We start from the raw sequence: 23,631 nt of genomic DNA, 5'->3' as shown, positions 1-23,631 counted from the left end.
TAGCCCCGTGAGCGCGTGCTCACGACGGCACTACTTCGCCAGGATCGAGTTGATCTGGTCGTTGACGCCGGTCAGCGACGACGCGGGCTGCTGACCGAGGTGGATCGCCTGCAGGGCGGGAGTCACGATGTCCCCGACCTCGCCAGCGTTCACCGTGATCGGCGGCAGGAACGTCCGGCCCTCCGTGACGTAGCTGTAGAAGGCGTCGATCGGCCAACCCTTGTCCGTGAAGGCGGTCATAGCCTTGCCCGTGGACGACGGGATGGCCGGGAAGACGGTGGCAGTGGCCGCGATGACGTCCTGGCAGTCGGTCGAGCCGAGGTACTGCACCCACTTCCAGGCCTCGGCCTGGTGCTTGGAGCTCGCGCTGATCGAGTCCGCCAGACCGTTGAAGATGGAGGCTCGCTTGCCGCTGGGCCCGACGGGCGCCGCGAAGACGCCGATGTTGATGCCCTCGAGGCCGAAGAACTGGCTGGTCGCCCAGTCGCCGTTCGTGCCGATCGCGACCTTCTTGGAGCCGATCTGGGCCGGCGTCTCGTCCGTGAACTCCCCGCTCTTGGGCATGAAGCCCTTGTCGGACAGGCCGTAGTACCAGGCGATGGTCTTCTGGAACTCGGGGTCGTCGAGGTTGTAGTGGGTACCCCACGGGTTCTTGTCGAGGTAGTCCCAGCCCAGGGAGCCGGTGAAGTTGGCCCATTGCATCTGACCGGTCACGTCGTACTCCGGGTTGATGCCGATGCCGTACACGTCGACCGCGTCCTTGTCGAAGCCTGGCTCGTCACCGCGCACACCGTTCTTGTCGACCGTCAGGTGCGCCACCAGCTGCTCGAACGTGCCGCCGTCGTCCGGGTTCCACGTCAGGGCGGCCAGGTCCTCGGCGCTGTAGCCGGCGTCCTTGATCATGTCGGCGTTGTAGAAGAAGGCGGTGGTGTCCCAGTCCTTGGGCATCCCGTAGGTCTGGCCGTCCGTGAACTTCCACGGGTCGATCAGGCCCTCGGCGAAGACGGAGGTGTCGAAGTTGTCCTTGGCGATGAGGTCGTCGAGCGGGACGATCTGCTTCTGCCCCGCGAAGTCGGCGTACTTCGAGAGGTGGTCGGTGAACACGTCGGGGGCCGAGTTGCCGACGAACGACGCCGTCAGCTTGGTCCAGTAGTCGTCCCACGCGAACTGCTGGAACTCGATGGTGATGTTGGGGTTGGCCGCCGTGAAGTCGGCCGCGCACTGCTCGTAGCCGGGCTGCTGGTTCGCGTCCCAGAGCCAGTAGCTGAGCTTGACGGCCCCCGAGCTGGTCGTGTCGTCGCCGCTGCTTCCGTTGCTGCACGCCCCAAGGACGAGCAGGACCGGAACCATTCCGGCCGCAAAGAACCTGCGCTTGCGCATGGTGGAACCGCCTTCTCTTGACATCGGCACTGACGCCGAGATGGACGCCTGGGCGGGGGTGCCGCGGCGCGTGGTGGTGCTGGTCGGATCTACTTGATCCCGGTGAAGCCCACGGAGTTCACGATCTTGCGGGCGAAGACGAGGAAGAGGACGAGCATCGGCAGGGCGGCCAGGAGCGTGGCGGCCATGAGCCCCGGCCAGTCAGGTGCAGACGCGGGTGTCTGGGAGCGGAAGACGCCGAGGGCAAGCGTGAGCACCCTGGAGCGGTCGGTCTGGCTGACCAGCAGCGGCCACAGGTAGTCGTTCCAGCTGGTGATGTACGTCAGGACGGCCAGGGTCGTCACGGCGGGAGCCGCCATCGGCAGGATGATCCGGAAGAACGTCCGCACTCGTCCCGCGCCGTCGATCATCGCGGCCTCCTCGATCTCGGTGGGGATGCCGAGGAAGAACTGCCGCAGGAAGAACACCGCGAACGGCGTCATCAGCATCGTCGGCAGCGCGATCCCGGGGAGGGTGTCCAGCAGGCCGAGGTCACGCATGAGCACGAAGTTCGGCAGCAGCGTGAACACGCCAGGGATCATCAGGCCGATCAGGAACGCGCCGAACACCAGCTGGCGTCCGGGCCAGCGCAACCGGGAGAAGGCGTAGGCAGCCATGGCGGAGAAGAACACCTGACCGACCGTCACCATCGTGGCGACCACCACCGAGTGCCACAGGTAGAGCCAGAAGTCCATCGTCGCGCCCGAGCCGCCGGCGGCGAGAGCATCCTCGCGGCTGGTCAGGCCGAGAGCGCGGCGAAATCCGTCGAGGTTCAGGTGTGCCGGCAGCAGGCTCGTGGGGTCGGCGAGCAGGCCGGCGTTCGTCGACAGTGCGGTACGGAGCATCCAGTAGAAGGGGAACAGCGTCACGAGGCCGAGGACGGCCAGCACGGTCCAGCCGACGATCCGGCCGAACGGGACCTGGCGGCGTCGCCGGGCGGGGACAGCGGCGTCGGCGGCCGGCGCAGCGGCGTCAGTCCGGGGTGACATGGTGCCGGTGGTCACGGTACGCACCTCAGTTCGTGTCGGTGTCGCCGGCGCGCGACAGTCGGTACTGCACGACGGTGATGACGGACAGCACCACGAGCAGTGCGACCGACATCGCCGACGCGTAGCCGAAGTCGTAGTGGCTGAACGCGACGTTGTAGATGTAGTACTGGATGACGTTGGAGGCGTTCGCCGGGCCGCCCTGGGTGGCGACCGAGACGGTGTCGAACACCTGGAACGAGCCGATGCTCGTGACGATGAGGACCATCGCGAGGTACGGACGGAGCAGCGGGAGCGTGATGCGCCAGAACATCGCCGCCTCGCTCGCGCCGTCGACCTTCGCGGCCTCGTACACCTGAGGACTGATCGTCTGGAGCCCGGCGAACACCAGCAGCGCGGTGTACCCGACGTGACGCCAGACGTTCACCAGCGCGATCGTGGGCACGACCAGGTCGGGGTTCCCCCAGAACGACTGCCGGCCGATGCCCAGCCACTCGAGCAGCTCGTTGACGATGCCGAGCTGGTAGTCCAGCAACAGCAGCCACAGCAGCGCGGTCACCACGTTGGAGACGAGGTACGGGGTTAGGACCACCCCACGGACCCAGAGCGACTTCGTGAGCCGGTTGAGCAGGACGGCGAGCAGCAGGGCGACGACGGTCTGCACCGTGATGTTGACGACGACGTAGTAGACGGTGATCCGCATCGACGACCAGAACACGGGGTCGGCGAACATCCGCCGGTAGTTGTCCAGACCGATGAAGCTGCCGGGTTGGAACACCGAGTAGTCGGTGAAGCTCAGCCAGATGCCGCGCAGTGCCGGCCAGACAAGGAACACGCCGAACCCGATCGTGGCGGGAAGGATGAACGCGATGGCGAGCGGCAGGTCGCGCATGTTCCGCCGCCGCCGCGGCCCCGGCGCCGACGTGCCCGCGTCGGTCAGGCGTACAGAAGGCAGGACGCTCATGAGATCACCTCCGTGACGTGCAGCAGCGCAGCGTGGTCGGGATCCAAGGCCGGCATCTGCAGCCCCACGGCCATGAGTGCGGCTCCCGTCATCCGCAGGCCCGTCGCCCACCAGGCCGGGTAGATCTTGGGGTCTTGCCAGGCGCCGTCCTCGGGTCCGGCCGACGACACGTCGTAGGTGCGACCCGGGTCGAGTCCCGGAAGCACCAGCCGTCCAGGGGGCCAGGTCGCGGGGCGCCCCAGGACGACGACCGCGTAGAGAGCCTCCGCGCGAGACGGCGCGACCACCCCGTGCAGCCAGACGTCCTCGGCGAGGTCGGCCCGCACGGTCGTGCCGCTGTGGACGAGTGGCCGGATCTGCTTGCCGAACTCGATCCACGCGGCCAGCTCCGCGAGCTCGTCCTCGCTCGCAGCAGTCAGGTCCCACTCGATGCCTAGGTGCCCGAACACGGCGGTCGCGGCCCGGAAGGACAGGTCGTGGGTCCGGCCGGTGGTGTGCGCCCTGGGTGCGCCCACGTGCGCGCCGACCAGCTCGGGAGGGACCAGTTGCGCGGTCCACCGCTGAATGCGCTGACGCTCGTGCGCGTCGATGCAGTCGCTGGCCCACACCCGGTCGGTCCGCTGCAGGATCTCGAGGTCGACCCGAGACCCGCCTGACGAGCACGACTCGATCTCGAGCCCAGGGCACTCGACCCGGACCTGATCGAGCAACGCGTACACGGCCAGCGTCTGGTCGTGCACGCTCGCCCGACCGGTCCTGGTGCTGCCGGCATCGACGAGGTCGCGGTTGTGGTCCCACTTGATGTAGTCCACGCCGCACTCGCGCACGAGTGCCACGAGGCGCTCGCGCAGGTAGGCGGCCGCCTCGGGGTTGGCGACGTCGAGGACCTGCTGGTGCCGAGCCGGCACGGGGAGGCGCCCCGGCACGCGGAGAACCCAGTCTGGGTGCGCTCTGAACAGGTCGGAGTCGGGGTTGACCATCTCCGGCTCGAACCACAGGCCGAACTCCATGCCCAGGGAGTGCACGTGCTCCGAGAGCGCCGAGAGCCCCTCGGGCCACTGCTGCTCGTCGACGAACCAGTCCCCCAACCCGGTGCGGTCGTGCCGTCGTCCGCGGAACCAGCCGTCGTCCAGCACGAACCGCTCGACGCCCACCTTGGCGCTCAGCTCGGCGAGGATGTGCACGCGCTGGGGGTCGTGGTCGAAGTACACGGCCTCCCAGACGTTGAAGGTCACGGGCCGCGGCGTACGCGGGTGCGCCGGACGGTCTCGCAGAAGGGCGTGGAAGCGGTGAGCGAGCTCATCCATCCCGTCGCCGTACGACCCGTAGAGCCACGGGCTCGTGTAGGTCTCGCCCAGGCCCAGCTGCACCTCGCCAGGCAGCAGGAGCTCGCCGCCACCGAGCAGTCGCTCGCCGGTGAACACCCGCTCGGCGAAGGTCCGGTGGTTCCCGCTCCACGCCACGTGCACGCCCCAGACCTGGCCCGCGCGGAAGCCGAAGCCTTGCGGCCCGGCCACCATGACGAGCGCGGCATCGGCGCCAGTGCGCCCGTGGCGGCCCTCGCGCAGGTGGGTGCCGACGCCGAACGGGCGGCGCTGCGGCATCCGCTCCGTGGCCCACCGGCCAGCCAGGTCGAGGACCTCGGTCGCGACGGGGGGAACGGGGAGCGCCAGCGACACCTCGTCCACCACGTAGGGCTCGTCGAGCATGTTGGTCACGGCGGCGCGTGCGCGCAGGACGCCCTGCTCGGACAGCTCGACCTCGAGGCGCAGGTGCAGGTTCTCGTCCTCGTCTCGCGCATCGACGACGACGACCCCGCCGGCCAGGCGGTTGGCGCTGCTGTCCGCGAGGGCGCAGGTGCCCACGGCCATCGACCCCTCGGCGACCGACGCGCTCACCGCAACCACGGTGAACCGCGGAGACCAGGACCGACCCTCCCTGTGCCCGCTCACACCCGGGGTGCCGGTCCACCCGGTCCACGGTTCGGGAACGATCGCGACCGGCGACGGGCTGTCGACACCGTTGCTCGCGTTCGGGGCACCGGCCGCGTGGATGATCTCGTCAAGCTCGCCCGAGCTCACCGGGCCCAGGTCCGCGCCCCAGTGCCACACGACCGGGAGCCGGCCGTCCTCGTTGCACAGGACCAGGCTGACGCCCTCCGCCCGCAGATGGACCGCAGCGCGAGCGCTTACTTCGGACACACGACACTCCCTCGTCTCTGTGTGCCCGACCCGGGTCCGTTCCCGTGCGGGCAGGACTATGAAAACGATGATCAGAGCGGAAAGCAAGCATTCTGATCATCGTTTGCATAACGAGTGCGTAACGGCGGCCCGCCTTGCGCCGGTTTGCCCGCGGCACACTCTTGAACCCAGGTCCGCCGAGACGCCTCGTCGCGCAACACAGGTGCCGGGCGTCAGCGGGCGCCGCGCGGAGGACCGGAACTCTCGCGGACGACGAGCCGTGGTCGGGCCGACGAGGTCCGCGGTGCCGACCCTGTCGAGACGAGGGTGTCGAGCAGCCCGAACACCCGGCGGCCCAGATCGACGAAGTCTTGATGCACCGTCGTCAGCGCGGGCATCCACATCGCCGCCAGCGGCTGATCGTCGAATCCGACGACGCTGACGTCCTCGGGCACCCGTCGGCCCACCTCGTTGAGTGCCCGCACCAAACCGATGGCGAGCTCGTCGTTGCCGCACAGGACCGCCGTGACCGTCTCGTCCTCCGCCAGCACCCGACCGACCTCGTACCCAGACACCGGGTCATAGGCCGCGGCAACCGGCTCGTTCAGCGGCGCCCCGGCGTCGACGATCGCCTGCCGCCAGCCCAAGGCACGCCCCGTGCGGGCATCGGTCTGCGGGATCGCCAGGTAGTGCACCGTCTCGTGTCCCAGGCCGAGCAGATACTCCGTGGCCTCGCGTGCAGCCACCCTGTCGTCGAGGTACGCGTGTGGGTGCGGGCTGCGCGTCTGGCCGGCCGCTGCCGCCGCGACGATCGGCACACCCGGCGACAGGGACCGTGAGATCGCCACGCCGACCGGGTCGAACTCGATCACGACGAGCCCCGCCACGGTCTGGCCCAGCAGGAGGTCGACGGCGGCGTCGATGTCCGCCTGCTCACCGGACTCGACGACCGCGATCAGCACGAGGTACCCAGACTCGCGGGCCGCCTCCTGGATGCCTTGAAGCGTTCGCGAGTACCCGTACCGCACGGTGTTGAAGGTGATGACACCGATCATCGACCGCTGTCCCAGCTTCAGTGCTCGTGCGGCGGCGTTCGGTCGGTAGCCCAGTCGCTCGATCGCCGCGTGTACCCGCTCCCGCTTGGCGGTGCTGACCGGCACGTTGCCGCTGAGAACACGCGAGACCGTCGGAACTGACACGCCGGCCTCTCGCGCGACATCCGAGAGCAGCGCGGGTCGACGAAGGGGTGGCTCCACGTCCGGAGAGTATCTCGACCATGATCGCTGATTGCGCATCGAACTCGGCAAGGCCGAGCGAGGTCCCCCAACCAGGAGGTCCTGCATGAGACACCAGGTCCGGGCACGCAATGGCTGTCCAGATGGAACGCGACGTGCCAGCACGCCCGCTTCTACCCTTCGCGCGTCTCGTCAAGGTGCCACCCCGGTGGAACTCGCACGTCGACCTCGACGCCCCTCGGGGCGCTCAACGTCACGGTCCCGTGAGTCCCGGCGACTCGGTGCCAAGCGACCTCTAGCCGGCCCCGCGGAGACTCGAACGTCACGGACGCGTCGTTGACGCCAGTCACTGGGACCGGAGCGACGACGACACGATTCCAGCCGACACCATCGGGCGCCTGTCGCAATCCGGCCACGTCACCGATGAGCCACGCGTCGATCATGCCCAGCATGAAGTGGTTCTGCGACGCGACCCCGTGAGAGGCGTCGGGCCCGGCCCAGGACTCCGTGAGTGCGGTCGCTCCGGACGCGATCTGATAGCCGTATCCGGCAGCGTCGCTGCGGCTGAGGGTCCGGAGGAGAAGATCGGCGTCGCCGTGGTCGGTCAAAGCGCGAATGAACCACGGCAGCGCGATCTCACCGACGGTGATGGCGCCATCGGCCGCGTCGATGGCAGCCCGCAGACCAGCCACGCAGTGCTCACGTTCTTCGGCCGATGCGAACGGGTCGGACCACCCGAGCGCCCAGCTGCCCTGACTGCCCGACCCCCACGTCCCATCCTTGTGCATGAACGCCGATCGCATCGCAGTCCACGTGCGTTGGGCATCTTGACCAAACGCCGCGGCTCGCGCGTGATCGCCGAGCGCAGCGGCTGACCGACTTGCAGTCAGGAAGGCGGCGGCCAGCCCGTGTGTCGCGACCAGGGACCGCGGAGTGGTGTCGTCGAGCTCGATCCAGTCTCCGAGGCCGAAGTTGAGGAGGCCGTCCTTGCTTCGGCTGCGCAGATAGTCCAGGTACCGGAGCGCAGCCGGATACGCACGTCGCAGCGGAGCGACGGCGCCGTAGTGGCGGTACAGCTGCCAAGGCAGCTCGACGATCGCGCGGCCCCAGTTGGGGTCGTCCCGGAACGCGAGCCGGTCGCCCTTCCACGGGAAGGTATCGAAGACGACGAGCTCAGGAACCGTGCTCGGGACCAGCCCCGAGGATTCTTGGGCGTGGATCAAGTGCTCGACGGTGTCGGCGAGGTGAGCTTCGACGTCCCAGTTCATGGCCAGCGTCTCGAAACAGAGGTACAGCTGGTCGAGCCATCCCAGCTTCTCGCGGTGAGGGCAGTCGGTGAACACGCTGTACATGTTCGACTGGACCGCGCGGTCGATGATCTGGTGCAGCCGGCCGAGGAACGGGTCGCTCGAGGCGAACGACCCGACCCGCTCGTTGGCGACGCGAAGAACGTCGAAGGTTGTCGTGCCGTCGGGCGCGGACGGGTCCAGACCCTCGACGTGCAGGTATCGACCGCCGTGATAGGTGAACTCCGGTGCGAAGTGCTCAGGACGACCATGTGCGACGAACGAGTCGAAGATCGGACTGCCCGTGGAGCGCTGGTCGACGGCACCGTGCTCGTCGAGGAGTTCCGACGGGTGCATCCGCACCGTCACGCCCATCGGAACGTCGCCCACGTCGACCACCGGCCGACCGGCGCTGTTGACGCCGAAGTCGACAACTCGCGATCCGTCCGCTCGCCGGTCCACAGCCACCGGCTCGAGCGACTCCATCTGCAGGATGGGCGGCGTGCCGCGCCATCGCGGAGGGGCGGCACGGTCCACCGGAACTACATCGACCCACGACCCGGTCTCGGTTCGCCGGTCCTCGCCGCCGTACCAGTGGCTGAGCGCCGTCAACCCGAGCCGGGTGCCCCAGCCGGGGCCGGTCGCCGCGATGGGGGTCGGCGAGTCGGTGTACAGCGCGGCGAGAAGGACGGGCGGATGCGCTGACGTCGTGAACTTGGAGTAGCGGTCCGGCAGGTCGGCGACGTACCCGATTCCTGTCCCGACCTCGATGTGCAGCTCGTTGCTCCCCGGCCGCAGCAGGTCGGACACGTCCCACACGACGGCCGGCGTCTGTGAGGCCAGCTGCGCGTAACCGGGCGCGAGGTGTTCCTCGCTGACCCTCGTGCCGTTCAGGTGGGCGACGGCGATCCCTGGGGTCGCGACTGCAAGCCGGGCGCGCTGCGGGTTGCCGCAGAATTCGAAGGTGTGCCGAAACTCCGGCGCCCCGGCCGGCAGCTGGCCCCCGGAGTCAACCCAGTCGGGGTGGGAGACGAAGGTGGCGTCGTCTGCCAGCGTCCATGGCGGCGTCTCGATGCTGGCCTCGCGACTCCACGTGGTGAGTGCGCCGCGGCGAGCGCCAACCCGCCAGCTCACCTGATCGCGTGCTGCCATGGGCGGAAGCGGCCAGGCGATTCGAGTGCTGGTTCCTGGACTGACGAAGGTGGTCTCTCGCTCCCTCCCGTCGATCGAGATCGACACCAGCTCGATCACATAGTCGTCGGCCTCGACGCCCGCCGGTGACCAGCTGAGATCCGGTTCTGGGACGGGCACACCGACCGGGTCTCGCAGTCCCGACGCCCTCAGGCGGCTCGGGCCGGTCACGGGATCACGGTCCATGTCAGTCGTTCTTCACAGGTGATCGAGTCGAGGCTGAGGAGATCACCGTCGACGGCGCGGCGGGTCGCCTGGGCGTCGCGGCTCAGGCCGATCGGGTTGTCGGGGTGCAGCGGCACGATGGTCACGGTGATTGCCGACGTCGGGTCTTCGCCGAGGCGCAGGGTCCGCAGATCGACCCGCCATGGGGTGCCGTCCCAGAACCGATCAGCGACGACCGTTCCGCCCACCTCCAGAGCCGCGACGTCGCCCTGCCAGACAATCTCGATGACGCCGTCCGCTGCCTCAGCTGTAGCCCAGTCGGGCAGCTTGGCTTCCCAACGGGCACCTCGGAGGCGGATATCCTCGATCTTCGGGGCTGCTGGTCGGGCCGCTGAGCCTCCGTAGCCGACCGGGGCGGGAGGTGCCGCCTGGACGCGGCTCGCGTTGCACCGGACGAGGCGCGGGGTCGGTCGCGGCTGTGACGTCCTGACGAATGAGGCGGCGAGCGGATCCCATGCCTCGGCGAGGGCACCGTCGACAGTCGTTCGTGCGACCAGCTCGCCCGTCGCGCTCACCCACAGGTCATCTGCCGTGGTGACGAGCAGCCGACCCCCGTCTCGAGCCTCCATGGCCCACGTGCGCAAGGCGCGCTCGTGCTCGAGAACGAGAATGTGGAGCTCCTCCGTCGCTGACCGAGCCGTGAACAGGCCCCAGTCCTGGACCTCCAAGTTCCACACTTCCCCCTCAGCAGTCAGCGGCTGCCCATTCCTGGTGACGACGACCGGCTCGTCGAACTGCACCTTGGTCGGGATGCCGGCGTCGCTCCGCAGGACGAAGGTCGTCGTCGGCCCGTCAAGTGTTGTCAACGCCGTCCCGGTCGCCCAACGCACCCGAGGTGCGCGCTCGAGCTGCAGCCGGACCGGCCACCGCGCCTGGGTGCCGGCCGGAATCATCACCGGGGCGTCGGGGAACTCGACGGTCGCCCCACCGGCTTCGACCGCGAAGCGTGTCGGTGCCGCGGCGGATACGGGCCGATTGGGCTGGTGCTGACTGATGAAGACGAACCCGGACCGCTCATCGCAGCGCCACGCCCAGCGCAGGCTGGTGTCGTCGTCCAGATCGGAACCCGGAACCTCGGGGATCGAAGACGACATCGGTGCCAAGCGCTCGCCAAAGGCAGCGAGGAAGGTGTGCTGGTCGCGAAGCAGGTCGAACGCGGGCGTCCGGGTGCCGCAGGCGCCGATGGGTGCGTGGAAGTCGTAGTCGAACGGCGGCAGGTCGTTGGGGTAGCCAGTGGCCAACGACTCCTGCAGGTCCGGCCCCTGCCAGGCATTGCTGCCGCCCGCGAACATGTAGTACCCCTGCCACACCGAGCCGTTGCCCAGCTTGACCTGGCCGATCGCGGCGACGTCCCGTGCCGCCAGGACCGGCCGCCGGTGATAGGCGGTCGCCATGCCCCCGCCGAGCTCGCATGTGGCGGCCGGTCGCCGGACGGCTGGCGGGCTGGAAGTGGCTGACGTGCGCAGGTCTGCGCCGATGCCTGGGTCGTCCCAGACGTGGCTGAAGAAGTAGTGGCTCTGGAACGTGGAGTCCCACGGTGCATCTGCATCAACCCAGAAGCCGTCCCCATAGCCGCCGAACAGCGGCAGCACGGTGTCGGGAAGCTGTGCGCTCCCCCATCCTGTCGAGGTCCAGATCGGCGACTGGATGCCGGCGTCCTTGGCGAGTGCGATGAGGCGAGCGATGTGGTCAGGCTGGTCGTAGAGCTCGTTTTCGATCTGGACGGCGACAATCGGGCCACCTACGCGAACGCGGGAGCCGAGGTGGTCGCCGACAGCGCCAAACCAGCCGGCCACGAGGCGCAGGTAATCCTGGTCGTTCGTCCTGTGCGCGACCGCCAGCTGCTGCACCCAGTCGGGGAAGCCACCGTTCCGAACCTCGCCGTGGCACCACGGCCCGACCCGCAGCACGACATCGAGACCGATCGCCTCCGCCAGGTCGACGAAGGCCCCGAGGTCGAGGTTCCCGTCGAACGACGGCTCGCCCCCGTGCGTGCGTTGGTGGTGGATCCAGATGACATAGGTGGCAACGGCGGTGATTCCCCCTGCCCGCATGAGCCGCAGTCGCTGGTCCCATTCCGCGCGCGCCACGCGGGAGTAATGCAGCTCGCCGGAGACGGGGGTCACCGGGCGCCCGTCCCGCGTGACGTGAGTCGAGCCGAGCTCGAGCCGGCCCGCGATCGAGCCTGCCGCCCGCGCGCCGGCCGGCGCCAGGTCGTCGGTCCATCGTTGACGAACGGCGGCCTGTGTCTCCAACTGCCCGAGCATCCACATCTCCCTTGAACGGATCGAAGTGGACTGTAATCGATATCAGTCTAGGCCTTCAAGCGGACCGGCGAATCGGTCCGCGGCACCAGATTGAATCGATGCAGCGGCTTGGCAAGCGGGTCAAACGCGGGTAGGTTCCCCCAACAGCGGCCTGGGAACGATTACAGGCTGGTGTCTTCAAAGGAGATGACGATGACCCTCAGAGGCGATGCCGTGACGGGCCCGGTGACTCTGGTGCAGCCTCCCCCGGCGCCAGGTCGCCCGGCCCCGCCCCGCCGACGTCGCATGGCGGCGAGCCGTGCCCCCATCTGGTTCGTGGTGCCGGCGTTCCTGCTCTACGCCCTGATCGTGCTGTGGCCGAATCTGCAGGGCCTGAGCTACTCGCTCACGGACTGGGACGGCTTCGGCGGCGTGAAGAACTTCGTCGGGCTCGAGAACTTCGGCCGGGTCCTTCACGATGCGAACTCGATCCAGGCGATCGTCAACACGGTGATCCTGACCATCGTGGTCACGATCGGCCAGAACGTGATCGGCCTCCTCCTGGCTCTCGGGCTGAACACGAACATCAGGTCGCGCTACGTGCTCCGGCTGGTTTTCTTCCTCCCGGTCGTGCTGACCCCGATCGTCGCGGGCTTCTTGTGGAAGTACCTGCTGTCGCCGACGGGCACGGTCAACACGATCCTGGGCGCCGTCGGCCTCGACGGCTTCCAGCAGAACTGGCTCGGCGACCCGGACATCGCGCTCTTGTCGGTGTGTGTCGCGATCGTCTGGCAAGGCGCCGGCTACTCCATGGTGATCTACCTGGCCGGCCTGCAGGGTGTGCCCGAAGAGATCCTGGAGGCCGCGCAGCTGGACGGCGCAGGACCGGTCCGGCGAACGGTGCGCGTCGTCCTTCCGCTGATCAACGGCGCGATCGTCGTCAACGTGCTTCTCACGCTGATCTCGTGCCTGAAGCACTTCGACACCGTCTACGCCATGACCGAGGGCGGACCCGCCGGATCCACCGAGACGATGGCGACGATCGTCTACAAGACCGCCTTCACGCTTCTGGACTACCCGACCGCGCTCGCCCAGGGAGTCCTGATGACCATCATCGTCGGGCTTGTGGCCTTCGGGCAGTTCCGGCTCACGCAGCGGAAGGCCCTGGCATGAACCGGTACACGCGCCGCACCTTCGCGCTCGAGCTCGTTCTGATCTTCGTCGCCGCAGTCTTCATGATCCCGTTCGTGGTCCTGCTGTCGGTGGCCCTGCGGGACCCCGACGGTGTGCGCGGCTTCCTCGGCTTCACGTGGCCGTTGAACTTCGGCAACCTCGCGAAGGCGTGGACCGAGTCCGCGATGGGTCCGAGCCTGGTCAACAGCGCCGTCATCACGGGCGTCTCGGTCATCGTGATCGTGGCAGTTGCCTCCACGGCCGCGTACACGCTGACGCGCCGGACGGCTCACTGGTCGCGCGGAATCTTCTACCTGTTCCTTGCCGGCTTCCTCTTCCCCGGGCAGCTCGCGATGGTCCCGCTGTATCTCTCGTTCGCGCACCTGGGCCTCGTGGGCTCACCGGTCCCGGTGATCTTGATCAACGTCGCCGGTTTCTTGCCGTTCTCGATCTTTCTGTACTGCGCATTCCTGCGCGACATGCCCCGCGACTACGAGGAAGCGGCGGAACTCGATGGCGCCAGCCCCGAGCGGACCTTCCTGACCGTCGTCTTTCCGTTGCTGCGGCCGATCACAGGGACGGTCGTGATCCTGTGCGCCCTGTCGATCTGGAACGACTTCTTCACTCCGTTGCTCTATCTGAGCGGCTCTGCATCGTCAACGGCCCCGCTGTCCGTCTACGCGTTCGTCGGTCAGTACGGAGCCAACTGGCCCCTGGTCTTCTCCGCCCTGATCATCTCCGTCCTGCCCATCCTCGTTGCCTACTTCCTCATGCAGCGATTCATCATCAAGGGATTTGCCTCGGGCCTGAAGGGCTGAGCGATCCACCCACCAAGAAAGGGAAATCCATGTCGAAGATGACGGTTCCTCGAAAGGCGATCGCGACCCTGACGGCGATCGCAGCCGGTGCATTGACTCTGACCGCCTGCTCGACCGCGACAGGGGACAGCGGCTCCGGTGAGACGACGCTGACAGTCGGGACCAACGGTGGCGACGCGATGAAGAGCGTCATCGCGGCCTTCGAGGACGCGAACCCCGGCGTCAAGGTGGTCGTGAAGGACAGCCCGGAGAACTACCAGCAGGTCACTGCCACACAGCTCACCGGGGGCACCGCGCCGGATGTTGTCCAGATCTGGCCGGGCGTCGGCAACAACATGAGCGTCGACGTCCTCGGCGGAAAGGACCAGCTCGCCGACCTGACCGGGGCGAGCTGGGCCGGCGCTCTCCCCGACAGCGCGCTGACGCTTCTGAGCAAGGACGACAAGCTCCTCGCCGTGCCCATGACGTTCTCGTCCATCGGCGGGATCTACAACCAGAAGGAGCTTGACGCCCTCGGCCTGAAGCCGCCCACCACATGGAGCCAGGTCCTCGACTTTTGCTCTGCCGCCACAGCCGCCGGCAAGGTCGCCTACGGCCTCGGTCTGTCCGACACCTGGACCACCCAGCTGATCCCGTACGCGCTCACGGCGAGCCTGGTCTACGGACCGGACCCGGACTTCGTCCAGAAGCAGCTCGACGGGAGCACCACGTTCTCCGACTCCGCGTGGCGCGACGCGTTCCAGCAGTACCTCGACATGGATGAAGCGGGTTGCTTCAACGAGTCTCCGTCGGGAACCCCGTACTCGACCGTGCAGCAGGCCATAGTCGACGGGACAACCTTGGCGACCGTGTCCGTCGCAGCCGAGACGAAGGGCATCGCGTCCCTCGGCTCCGCAGACACCGAACTCACGTTCGCGGCGTTCCCAGCCACCGACAACGCCGCCGAAACGGTCCTGTCGGCGACGACGGGACCCTCGTTCGCCATCAATGCCGCCACCAAGCACGAGGATCTGGCGCGCAAGTTCATCGACTGGCTGGCCGACCCGAAGACCCAGGTTGCCTACGCGAACACATACGGCGACACGGCCGCCATGCCCGGCGACCAGGATCAGGGGACCCAGGTGGCGAGCATGGTCGGCTCCTTCGTCGCAGACGGCAACACCGCGAGCTGGCCGGACCAGCAGTGGCCCACGACGACAGTGCAGCCCGCCATGTTCGACGGTGTGCAGGCCCTGTTCACGGGCCAGGACGACATCTCGGGTGTCCTGTCCAAGATGGATGCCGCGTTCAACGAGTGACAAGGGCGACATGACGGCGTGCCCGAGCGGACCTGTACCCGCTCGGGTACACCGTCGCGAGGGATTGTGATGACCGAAACACCACCGCGGCGTCGCCCGACGATCGGCGACGTCGCGCGGACGGCCGGTGTCTCGTCGGCAACCGTCTCTCGCGCACTCAACGGCGGCCGTTGGGTCAGCCCCAGCGCCATGCGTTCCGTGAACGACGCGGTCGAACGCACCGGCTACCGCGTCAACACGAGTGCTCGGTCCTTGAAGACTCGCCGTTCAGGCTCGGTAGCGTTCCTGCTCGGCGAAGGTGTGGATCGACTCTTCTCCGACCCGAACTTCTCCGTGCTGCTCCGAGGTATCTCGGCCTCGCTCGAGGCCGAGGGTTTGTCGATGATGCTGCTACTCGGCGAGACACTCGCGGAGAAGGAACGCACGGCACAGCTCGTCACCTCAGGAATGGTCGACGGCGCGTTCGTCGTCTCCTGGTATCGGGAGGACGGGCTTCTGCGCGAGCTCCACTCTCACGGCGTTCCGATGGTCAGTGCCGGACCGGCACCTGAGCGTTGGGGACCGATTGGCAGCGTGCAGTCCGACGACCACGGCGGGGCAGGAGTCATGACTCGGCACCTCCTCGCGACTGGCCGTCAGAGGATCGGGTTTATCACTGGGCCCGGCGACATGAACGGCAGCGACGCTCGCCTGGAGGGCTTCCGTGAGGCGAGCCCCCATCCGGTCGACGGCGCTCTGATCGCCCGCGGCGACTACAGCTACGGAAGCGGGATTGCCGGGGCACGCAAGCTCCTCGAGCGTCGCCCCGATCTTGACGCCATCTTCGCTGCAAACGACCTGATGGCCGCTGGCGCCATGGCAGAAGTCCGAGAGGCAGGCCGTACGGTCCCGGGCGACGTCGCGATCGCGGGATTCGACGACAGCACAGCGGCGGCCTCCACGGACCCGGGCCTCACCACGATGCGACAGCCATTCCTGCGCATCACGCGCGAGATGACACGCGCGCTGATCGATCAGATCAACGGGCATCCGCCAGCGACCGTCACCCTCCCCACCGAACTTGTCGTCCGCGCTTCGACCGACGCACCGACGGGCAATCACCAACGCCAAAGCATCCAAGCGACGCAGGCCGGCGGGAGTGGCGTGTCCAGAGAACAGTCCGGGCTGGCACGGGGCGGGTTCGACGTCTCAGCGCGTCGGCGTTGAGCGTGCCGATCGCGGTCGTCGGGGTCGATAGGTTGGCACCATGACCGACGTCAACGCACGACGGCGGCCCACGATCTCCGACGTCGCCGCCGCGGCCGGGGTGTCGACCGCCACGGTGTCTCGGGCGCTCAACGGCGACCGCTGGGTCAGCGATGCGGCCGCGCGGGCCGTAGCCGCAGCGGTCGAGGCAACTGGGTACCGAGTGAACCAGCACGCCCGCAGCCTCAAGACGCAACGCAGCGGAACGGTCGCGTTCCTCCTCGGGTCGAATATCGACCGCCTCTTCGCGGACCCCAACCTCGCGACACTGTTGCGCGTGACCTCCGGGGCACTCGCGGACGCGGACCTGTCGATGATCGTCCTGCTCGCGGAGACCCCCGCCGACGCCCAGCGAGCAGCAAGCATCGCCCTGTCGGGGAACGTCGACGGAGTAATCCTCGCTCACTGGTATCACCACGACGACACGCTGACGCAGCTGGTCGCGGCGCAGCTCCCGATCGTCAGCTCCGGGCCGCCGCCGATGAATCTGCCGGGCATCGGCAGTGTGAGCGCAGGAGACTTCGACGGGGCACGCCAGATCGTTGCCCACCTTCACGAGCAGGGACGAAGCCGCATCGCCTACATCGCTGGACCGGCGGACGAGGACCGAGTCGACCAGCGCCTCGCTGGCTATCGATCGGCGATGGCCGCCGACTTCGACGAGAGCCTGGTGATGCACGGCGACTGGACACGAGCCAGCGGCGAGCGCCAGGCCCGCCATCTCCTCGAACGCGATTCGGCGATCGACGCCATCTTCGCCGGCAACGACATCATGGCGCGCGGGGCGATCGACGCCGCGATCGAACGGGGCCACGAGATCCCGCGCACGCTAGCCGTCGCTGGCTTCGACGACAGCCCGCCCGCGACGTCCGAACGCCCACAGCTCACGACCATCCAGCTGCCCGTCGTCCGTGGCAGCCGCGAGATGGTGCGCCTGCTCCAGGCTCAGATCGCCGGCGAAGCACCAGCAGCGGTGACCTTTCCCGGGGTCCTCGTCGTGCGGGAGACGACGTAGCCTCCTCGATCGACGCGCTCGTGCGCGGGCCTGCGCACCGTCTGCTCGGCGGCCGCATCGGCATGCCGAGCGCAGCATTGTCGGCGCACAGTCCCGGTGAGACCAAGTCGCGGCTCCGATCTTCAACGCTCCCGTTCAGTGCTGAATCAGTTCCTACTGGCTATGTAGGGGACCATCGGCGCTGATCCCAGGGTTGTCGCGTCTAGTCTTCCAAACTGGCTACGCGGGTTCGATTCCCGTCGTCCGCTCCCGATGTGCTCGCGGCTCAGGCCGCCGACCCGCGACAGCGGCGCCTCCCGGCGATGGGTCCCAGCTTCGCCGGTCCGAAGCCGGGTGCCGGTCCGCCGCACCTGGGCGCGCAGATGCCGCGTGCCGCCGTTCGTCGGCGACACGCGGCATCCCTCGCGCTACTTCCGGAAGGTGAACAGCGCGCTGTGCGTCGTCCCGTCATCGAGCTGCAACGAGAACGTGGCGCACTTCCCGGCCCAGGACTTGTCCGTCTTCCAGACGTAGACGTACTGGTCCGAAGCGGGGTCGTACTGCAGACCGCTGGCACCGGCGCTGGCGGTCTCCTCGATCGCGTCGACCGTCGCCGTGGGAGAGCACGATCCGAACGCGACGGTCGGCGAACCTGCCGACACGACGCCCGTGCCCTGATCGCCGTGGAGGCTGAACTTCATCGGGACTGCGCTCCCGGCCTTCACCGAGTTCACGACGCCTCCCATGTCGACGGGGGCTGCGAAGCCGTGCCAGTCGTAGACGACCGAGTAGCTGCAGCTCACGGCGACGGAGGCATTGCCTGCGTTGTCGACAGCAGTCGCCGCAGGGGCTTCTGCGGTCTTGGCGCCGACGGTCGACGTGTCCAGGGTGAGGGTCCCGCTCGACGGTGTCGCCAGGCCCGAGCCGTGCTCCTCGTCGGTCGCGGACCACGAAGCGGCCGCTGAGGCACCGAGGAGCACCGGGCTGCTCGGGCACTCGAGTGCCACGACCGGTGCCGTGACATCGGTCGGGGATGCCGACTCAGAGCGGGCGCTCTCGCCGACGATGTTGACCGCCGACACCGAGAAGCGCGCACCGTCCCCGGGCCACCCGGTGATCGTCGCAGACGTCACCCCTGCCCCGGTTGTTGCCACCGGGTCCGCCACCCCGTCCTGGTAGACGCGGTAGCCGGTGAGGGGACTCCCGCCGTCGTCGGGTGCCGTCCACGAGACCGTCACGCCGGTCGGGGTCGCGATGACGGTGGGCGTGCTCGGCGCCTGAGGAACGTTCGCGGCACGGAGGCTGAACGAGTCGAACACGTTGATCGCCGACTGCGCCGCGTCGTGCGACGTGGAGAAGATCCCCGCGTCTTGCGTCGGTGCCGACGAGCCGAGAGTGACCGGGGAGCCGATCCGTGAGTAGCTGGTCCCGTCCAGCGAGTAGGACGCCGTGTAGACCTTCCCGAGGCGGGTGAGCTTCACCCACACCGGGCGATAGCTGTCGACCTTGACGTTCGCGCTGCTCTCGAGGTAGCCGTCTCCGTTCGCGTCCCACTCGAACTCGACTCCGTTGCGACCGGTCACGGCGACCACCGCGTACCCACCCGCCGAGCCGGCTGACGAGATGCTGTTGCGGACCATGACGCCCGACTTCGCCCAGGCGTTCGCGTCGTTCACGGAGACGACCCGGGCAGCGACACTCGCATCGGGCGTGAAGGCCGCGGCCCGATAGATGGAGCCGTACTGATCGTCGTGCTGGCCCCCACCGCCCCACACGTCTGCACCCTTCGCCGCGATGCCGAACCCGGAGCCCGACTGTCCGAAGACCGAGGTGGCGGCCGAGGCGTAGGTCGAGAAGCTCGGATCGACCGGGGCGCTCGTCGGGCACTGGCTGAGCCCGACGAGGTTGGCGTTCAGTGGCGTCCGATACTGCGGCGCGACGCCGGCGTCGCACATCACGGCCAGGGCGGCCGCCGGCCAGCTGGCGCCGGTCACCTTGACGTTGTTGACGAGCAGGTTGCGGTGCGCGGCCGCGTTCGGTGTCGACGCACCGCCGGAGTTGTACCAGTTGTTCTGCAGCACGTTGTCGCTGGTGTTGTTGCGCAGGCTGTAGCCGTTGGTGAACACCCACGCACCGCCACCCTGCAAGACGTTGTTCTCGTAGGTGAGGTATCGCGAACCCTCGTCGGCGTACAACGCCACTCCGGAGATGTTGAAGAGGTAGTTCTTGTCGATGACGGTCCCGGGGCTGGCCGACAGGTTGTACACCGTGCCGCCGTCCGCGAAGCGCCCCTTGGTGTTGTGCACCAGGTTTGCCTCGACGCGGTTGTCCTTCAGGGTGGTGGGCGTCGTGTAGAGCGGGTTCCACTTGTAGTACCCGCGGTCGACGTAGTCGTTCGAGCCGCCGGCGTCGTTGATGCCCCAGCCGAAGCCGGTGTCGATGCCGTCGTAGGGCACGTTCTGCACCTCGTTGTGCAGGATCTGGGCTCGCGTCGCATAGGTGCTGAGGATGCCGCCGTTGTCCTTGTAGTCGACGGAGACGCGATCCACGGTGTTGTCCCGGATCAGGATGTCCTGGTTGGTCATGCGGGGGTCGCTCGGGTGGTGGGCGTCAGGCAGGACACCTCCGACGGCGATGCCGTGGCCGGCGTCCTCGGTGAACCGGTTCCCGATCACCTGCACGTTGCTCGCCCCGAGGCCCACCCCCGTGGCCGTTGCGTTCGCATCGTTGCCGATGCCGAGGGCGGACTGGCCGAGCCCGGTGAACGCGTTGCCCGTGAAGGTGATCCGGCTCGCGGCCGAGACCTGCACCGCGGCGGGCTCCTGGTGCCAGGTCGTGCGCGCGCGCTCGAACATCTCGCACCCGCGGGCGCAGCTGGTGAACGCGTCGCTCGGACGGTAGGGGTAGCTGCCGCTCAGGAACGTCCCGTTCTGCTGGTCCGCGTAGCCCTCGGCCGAGGACGGCCCCAGCCACGAGGTGCCCGAGAACTGGATGCCGGTGAAGGCGAGGCCCGAGACCGGCGCGTCGTACGTGCCGCCGATGCTCAGCAGGGACTGCAGCCGAGGCAGCTCCACGTCCAGGTCGTTGGGGTCGATGCCGCTGACGGGCTTGTAGTAGAGCTTCCCTGCGCCGGGGCTGATGTACCACTGCCCTGGATCGGTCAGGAAACGGAGCGAGTTCTCGAGGTACCAGGTCGGCGCGGCGAGCAACGAGCTCTGGTTCGTGTCCCAGCCCCAGGTGTTGTTGTCCCAGCCCGGCTGCTTCATCGTGATGGTGGTGCCGGTGATGCTCTCGACCTGCGAGTACCGGTCCGTGAAGTCGCCCATCGACTCGAACTCGATCCGGCCCTGGTCGGGAAGCGTCGCGAGGTCGTTGAGCGCAGCGTTCTTGATCGTGATGCCGGTCGCCGTGAGCGCGACGTCCGAGCTGGTCACCTTGATGCCTGCCCGGGGCGCGAGGACCCCGTTGACCACGAGCTGGCGGGTGTCGAGCCCGGCTGGCGTCGGCGCCTCCCAGATGCCGGCTCCGGCGGCTGACTGCTGCCAGCCGGTGACTCGGCTCGCTCCCGTGATGACCGGATGGGCGCCCGGGGCGGCGCTCCACTCGACGGTGTGGTCGCCGCCGCCGGCGGCAGCATCGAACCGCAGCGGCGAACCGATGCGGTAGGTGCCGTCGGCGAGCTGGACCGTGATGTCGCCGTCCTTCGGCGCCCCCTGGACGACAGCCAGGGCCTGCTCGATCGAGCAGGGGTCGGGTTGCGTGCACGACGCTGACGCGCCGCCGCCGGGTGCGGCGTAGAACGTCACCGGTGACGCTGCCTGCGCACTGGTCGCGGTCAGCGCTGAGGCGACCACGGCGACGGCACTGAGTGTTGCGGCCGCGGAGCGCGCTCTGCGCCGCCGGGCTCGGGGAGGTGGCTGGAGAATTCCTGACGTCGATGTCATGTGATCTTCCCGCTTCGTGAAGGCGTCGATGCCTGACGCCGCCAGGTTAGTCACATGTATGACGTATGACAACGATTCGTCCGAAATGCGATCGACGAGAGGCGGACGCGCCTGCCCGTCATGAGCAGGCCGCGCGCACTCGCAGAGGACGCACGGCCTGCTCGACCTCCGGCGCGGCGCCCGGGCTCTACGGCGTCACGTCCGGAGTGGTCCACACCCCGTCGACACAGTCGGCTCAGCACCCGAGCCGGCCACCGTCGACCGTGGCGATCGCGTCGTTCAGGGTGCCGGTGCCGCGCCCCGCTCCTGCTCCAGAAGGACGCGGACGTCGCACGGCCCCAGCTCGACCAGCGTGTCGGCCTCCAGGGGCTCGGTGGAGAGCAGATCCGTGACGTCGGTCGGCAACCGCACCGAGCAGGCGTCCCACGACCAGTTGTGCAGGACTCGCAGCCGACGACCTGCGGCCGTCGTCGCTGAGGTCGCCGTGATCGAACCGGTGTTCAGCGAGCTCCAGGCGTCCCTGCCATCCGGCATCGCCCAGGACAGCAGCGCAGCCGACAGTTCCGCATTGGGGACGGTACCGACGACGGTGACGCGCCCCAGCCCCGCCTCGGCGGTGGTGATCGCGGGGTACAGACCGAACGCGGGGTGCTGGTACCGGGCGAGGATCTGGACCGAGTCGTCTGAGACCCGCACGTAGTCGACCCATGCTGCGCCAGCGGCGGCGTCGGGCAGCTCCAGCGCGCCGTCGGAGCCCATCACGCGCACCGGTGTCGCCAGGTTGCTGAACTCCTGGTAGCTGACGCCCGCGGTAGCGGCGAGCCGCGCCGGCTTGACCTCCGCGCGCGCTCGGGCCTCGGTGTCCGCATATCCGGTGCGCGGTCCGAGCACCAGGTGTCCGCCCGCCTCGGCGTAGTCGCGCAACCAGTCGAGCAGCGCGTCGCTGGCCACGTAGAGCGCAGGCACCAGCAGGACGGGCAGCTCGGCGGCGATCTCGGCGGGTTCGCGGAGCCGCGTCCCGTCGCCCTGTTCGACCAGCTGGACGTCGTGGACGATGCGCACCGGCGCACCGGCGTCGAACGCTCCCCGGTAGAAGGCGTGCACTATCCGCTGGTAGCTGTCGGGGTCCGCGGAGCCGTCGTCGCGGGCGAGCGCCGGCTGACCTTCGAGCCCCCACATCGACTCGTTGGACCACAGCAGCCCCACGGCGGCGTCCGGGACGAGTCCACTCAGATGATCCTGGGCAGACGTGATCTCTGCACCCAGCGCGGCCAGCTGCTCGTAGACCCGCCCGGGCCGCTGGTCGTGCGGAAGGATTCCGATCCAGTACGTCTCCGCACCGAAGTGCAGTGTGTGCCAGTGCCAGTACTCGATCATTCGTGCGCCCCGGGCGATCATTGCCCAGGCGGCCTGTCGCCACTGGCCATCGAACGCGGGCGCGTTCATGGCCGGGCCGCCGATGGCCCCGGCATTCGTCTCGGTGACCAGGAACCGCGCCTGCTTCGAGGAGTACATCCGGTCTGCGCTGTGGAATATCGCCCAGGCCCCGTTCACCCTCCAGCCCAGCGGGACGTGTTCGGTGGCTGGCAGAGCGAGACCGTCCTGCATCGCGTAGTAGGGGTTGCCCGCGGTCACATCCAGCGCTGCCGTCAGCTCTGGGTCCTGCACTCCTGGCCTGTCGTAGGCGATGCAGGTGGTCACGAACTTCTCGGTGCCAGCGATCTCCCGGACGATCTCGGCCTGCCAACCGATGAACTCGGTGACCATTCGGGCCTGGAACTTCCGCCAGGCGAGGTCGTACTGCGGTTGGGCGTTGTTGTCCGGTCGCCAGAGATCCGCCCAGGTCGTGAGCCGGTGCGACCAGTAGACGAGTCCCCACTCCCGGTTCAGGGTCTCGACGTCGCCGTAGGTGCGGCGCAGGTCGTCGACGAAGGCCTGGAACACACCCTCGTTGTGCAGCAGCTCGAGACCGGGTTCGTTGTCCACCTGGAACCCGACCACTGCGGGATGGTCGTGGTAGCGGCCGACGACGGCACGGATCACGCGCTCGGCATGGAAACGGTAGGCGGCGTGTGTCAGGTCCATCTCTTGACGGGCCCCCCACCCGATGCGCTCGCCGGTGCGTCGCTCTCCGGCGATCTCGGGGTACTTGCGCGTCAACCACGGGGGTACGGCGTAGGTGGGCGTACCCAGCACGACGGCGATCCCTCGCGAATGCGCGCCGTCGAGGACCGGCTGCAGCCAGTCCAGGTCGAACACCCCGTCCTCCGGCTCCCAGGTGGCCCACGTGGACTCGCCCACCCGGATCACGCTGAACCCAGCTTCCTGCATGAGGTCGAGGTCCTGGTCGAGCCGCGGGGACGGCTGGTACTCGTGGTAGTACGCGGCGCCGAAGAGCACGCGGTCGTCCATGTCTGTCAAGGCAAC

At 68.3% G+C, this 23,631-nt stretch carries 14 protein-coding genes; 5 read left to right on the top strand and 9 right to left on the bottom strand.

The genetic code is table 11. The features are described from left to right. Window positions 1–30: 30 nt before the first annotated feature. The 7 genes from AC1DQC_RS03860 to AC1DQC_RS03830 form a co-directional block, all read right to left on the bottom strand. Window positions 31–1,380, bottom strand: coding sequence for an ABC transporter substrate-binding protein (locus AC1DQC_RS03860; protein ID WP_477049896.1), 1,350 nt, complete (start codon window positions 1,378–1,380; stop codon window positions 31–33). 89 nt (window positions 1,381–1,469) lie between these two features. Then, window positions 1,470–2,408: a carbohydrate ABC transporter permease gene (locus AC1DQC_RS03855; RefSeq protein WP_477049895.1), complete on the bottom strand. Its 939-nt coding sequence runs from the start codon at window positions 2,406–2,408 to the stop codon at window positions 1,470–1,472. Between the two features lie 25 nt (window positions 2,409–2,433). Next, on the bottom strand, window positions 2,434–3,369 hold the full coding sequence (locus AC1DQC_RS03850) for a carbohydrate ABC transporter permease (protein ID WP_477049894.1): 936 nt from the start codon (window positions 3,367–3,369) through the stop codon (window positions 2,434–2,436). Beyond that, complete coding sequence (locus AC1DQC_RS03845; RefSeq protein WP_477049893.1) at window positions 3,366–5,570, bottom strand: alpha-galactosidase; 2,205 nt, start codon at window positions 5,568–5,570, stop codon at window positions 3,366–3,368. Before AC1DQC_RS03845 ends, AC1DQC_RS03850 begins: the two co-directional genes overlap by 4 nt. Window positions 5,571–5,782: 212 nt before the next feature. Beyond that, a complete protein-coding gene (locus AC1DQC_RS03840; protein ID WP_477049892.1) occupies window positions 5,783–6,892 on the bottom strand; it encodes a LacI family DNA-binding transcriptional regulator in 1,110 nt (369 codons plus the stop codon). A 65-nt stretch (window positions 6,893–6,957) separates the two neighbouring features. Then, window positions 6,958–9,432: a family 78 glycoside hydrolase catalytic domain gene (locus AC1DQC_RS03835; protein WP_477049891.1), complete on the bottom strand. Its 2,475-nt coding sequence runs from the start codon at window positions 9,430–9,432 to the stop codon at window positions 6,958–6,960. Continuing rightward, the gene (locus tag AC1DQC_RS03830) at window positions 9,429–11,753 is read right to left on the bottom strand and encodes a beta-galactosidase (protein ID WP_477049890.1); all 2,325 of its coding nucleotides are present in this window, start codon (window positions 11,751–11,753) and stop codon (window positions 9,429–9,431) included. The genes AC1DQC_RS03835 and AC1DQC_RS03830 overlap by 4 nt, the downstream gene beginning before the upstream one ends. Before the next feature lie 285 nt (window positions 11,754–12,038). On the opposite strand from AC1DQC_RS03830, the gene AC1DQC_RS03825 reads away from it, so the two are divergent. From AC1DQC_RS03825 to AC1DQC_RS03805, 5 genes are all read left to right on the top strand, one after another. Then, complete coding sequence (locus AC1DQC_RS03825; RefSeq protein ID WP_477049889.1) at window positions 12,039–12,905, top strand: carbohydrate ABC transporter permease; 867 nt, start codon at window positions 12,039–12,041, stop codon at window positions 12,903–12,905. Continuing rightward, on the top strand, window positions 12,902–13,723 hold the full coding sequence (locus AC1DQC_RS03820) for a carbohydrate ABC transporter permease (RefSeq protein ID WP_477049888.1): 822 nt from the start codon (window positions 12,902–12,904) through the stop codon (window positions 13,721–13,723). The genes AC1DQC_RS03825 and AC1DQC_RS03820 overlap by 4 nt, the downstream gene beginning before the upstream one ends. A gap of 179 nt (window positions 13,724–13,902) precedes the next feature. After that, window positions 13,903–15,021, top strand: coding sequence for an ABC transporter substrate-binding protein (locus AC1DQC_RS03815; RefSeq protein WP_477049887.1), 1,119 nt, complete (start codon window positions 13,903–13,905; stop codon window positions 15,019–15,021). A 69-nt stretch (window positions 15,022–15,090) separates the two neighbouring features. Further along, window positions 15,091–16,227 (top strand): LacI family DNA-binding transcriptional regulator, encoded by a 1,137-nt coding sequence (locus tag AC1DQC_RS03810; protein WP_477049886.1) that lies wholly within the window; start codon window positions 15,091–15,093, stop codon window positions 16,225–16,227. A gap of 40 nt (window positions 16,228–16,267) precedes the next feature. Beyond that, on the top strand, window positions 16,268–17,281 hold the full coding sequence (locus AC1DQC_RS03805) for a LacI family DNA-binding transcriptional regulator (protein WP_477049885.1): 1,014 nt from the start codon (window positions 16,268–16,270) through the stop codon (window positions 17,279–17,281). Between the two features lie 407 nt (window positions 17,282–17,688). On the opposite strand, the gene AC1DQC_RS03800 is transcribed toward AC1DQC_RS03805, so the two are convergent. Further along, entirely contained in the window at window positions 17,689–21,066 is a 3,378-nt protein-coding gene (locus AC1DQC_RS03800; protein WP_477049884.1) for a PxKF domain-containing protein, read from the bottom strand. A gap of 417 nt (window positions 21,067–21,483) precedes the next feature. Continuing rightward, window positions 21,484–23,616 (bottom strand): beta-galactosidase, encoded by a 2,133-nt coding sequence (locus AC1DQC_RS03795; protein ID WP_477049945.1) that lies wholly within the window; start codon window positions 23,614–23,616, stop codon window positions 21,484–21,486. Window positions 23,617–23,631: the final 15 nt, after the last annotated feature.

The organism is Cellulomonas sp. P4_H12 (genome assembly GCF_056400905.1).
The sequence above is the reverse complement of the archived record's forward strand: the minus strand, read 5'-3'. Positions and strand labels throughout refer to the sequence as shown.

Bases quoted from the DNA above. Each gene is read 5' to 3' on its own strand.
- AC1DQC_RS03805 (WP_477049885.1), top strand. From the start codon at position 16,268: ATGACCGACGTCAACGCACGACGGCGGCCCACGATCTCCGACGTCGCC.
- AC1DQC_RS03850 (WP_477049894.1), bottom strand. From the start codon at position 3,369: ATGAGCGTCCTGCCTTCTGTACGCCTGACCGACGCGGGCACGTCGGCG.
- AC1DQC_RS03840 (WP_477049892.1), bottom strand. From the start codon at position 6,892: ATGCAGGACCTCCTGGTTGGGGGACCTCGCTCGGCCTTGCCGAGTTCG.
- AC1DQC_RS03830 (WP_477049890.1), bottom strand. From the start codon at position 11,753: ATGCTCGGGCAGTTGGAGACACAGGCCGCCGTTCGTCAACGATGGACC.
- AC1DQC_RS03825 (WP_477049889.1), top strand. From the start codon at position 12,039: ATGGCGGCGAGCCGTGCCCCCATCTGGTTCGTGGTGCCGGCGTTCCTG.
- AC1DQC_RS03815 (WP_477049887.1), top strand. From the start codon at position 13,903: ATGAAGAGCGTCATCGCGGCCTTCGAGGACGCGAACCCCGGCGTCAAG.
- AC1DQC_RS03810 (WP_477049886.1), top strand. From the start codon at position 15,091: ATGACCGAAACACCACCGCGGCGTCGCCCGACGATCGGCGACGTCGCG.
- AC1DQC_RS03855 (WP_477049895.1), bottom strand. From the start codon at position 2,408: ATGTCACCCCGGACTGACGCCGCTGCGCCGGCCGCCGACGCCGCTGTC.
- AC1DQC_RS03820 (WP_477049888.1), top strand. From the start codon at position 12,902: ATGAACCGGTACACGCGCCGCACCTTCGCGCTCGAGCTCGTTCTGATC.
- AC1DQC_RS03860 (WP_477049896.1), bottom strand. From the start codon at position 1,380: ATGCGCAAGCGCAGGTTCTTTGCGGCCGGAATGGTTCCGGTCCTGCTC.
- AC1DQC_RS03795 (WP_477049945.1), bottom strand. From the start codon at position 23,616: ATGGACGACCGCGTGCTCTTCGGCGCCGCGTACTACCACGAGTACCAG.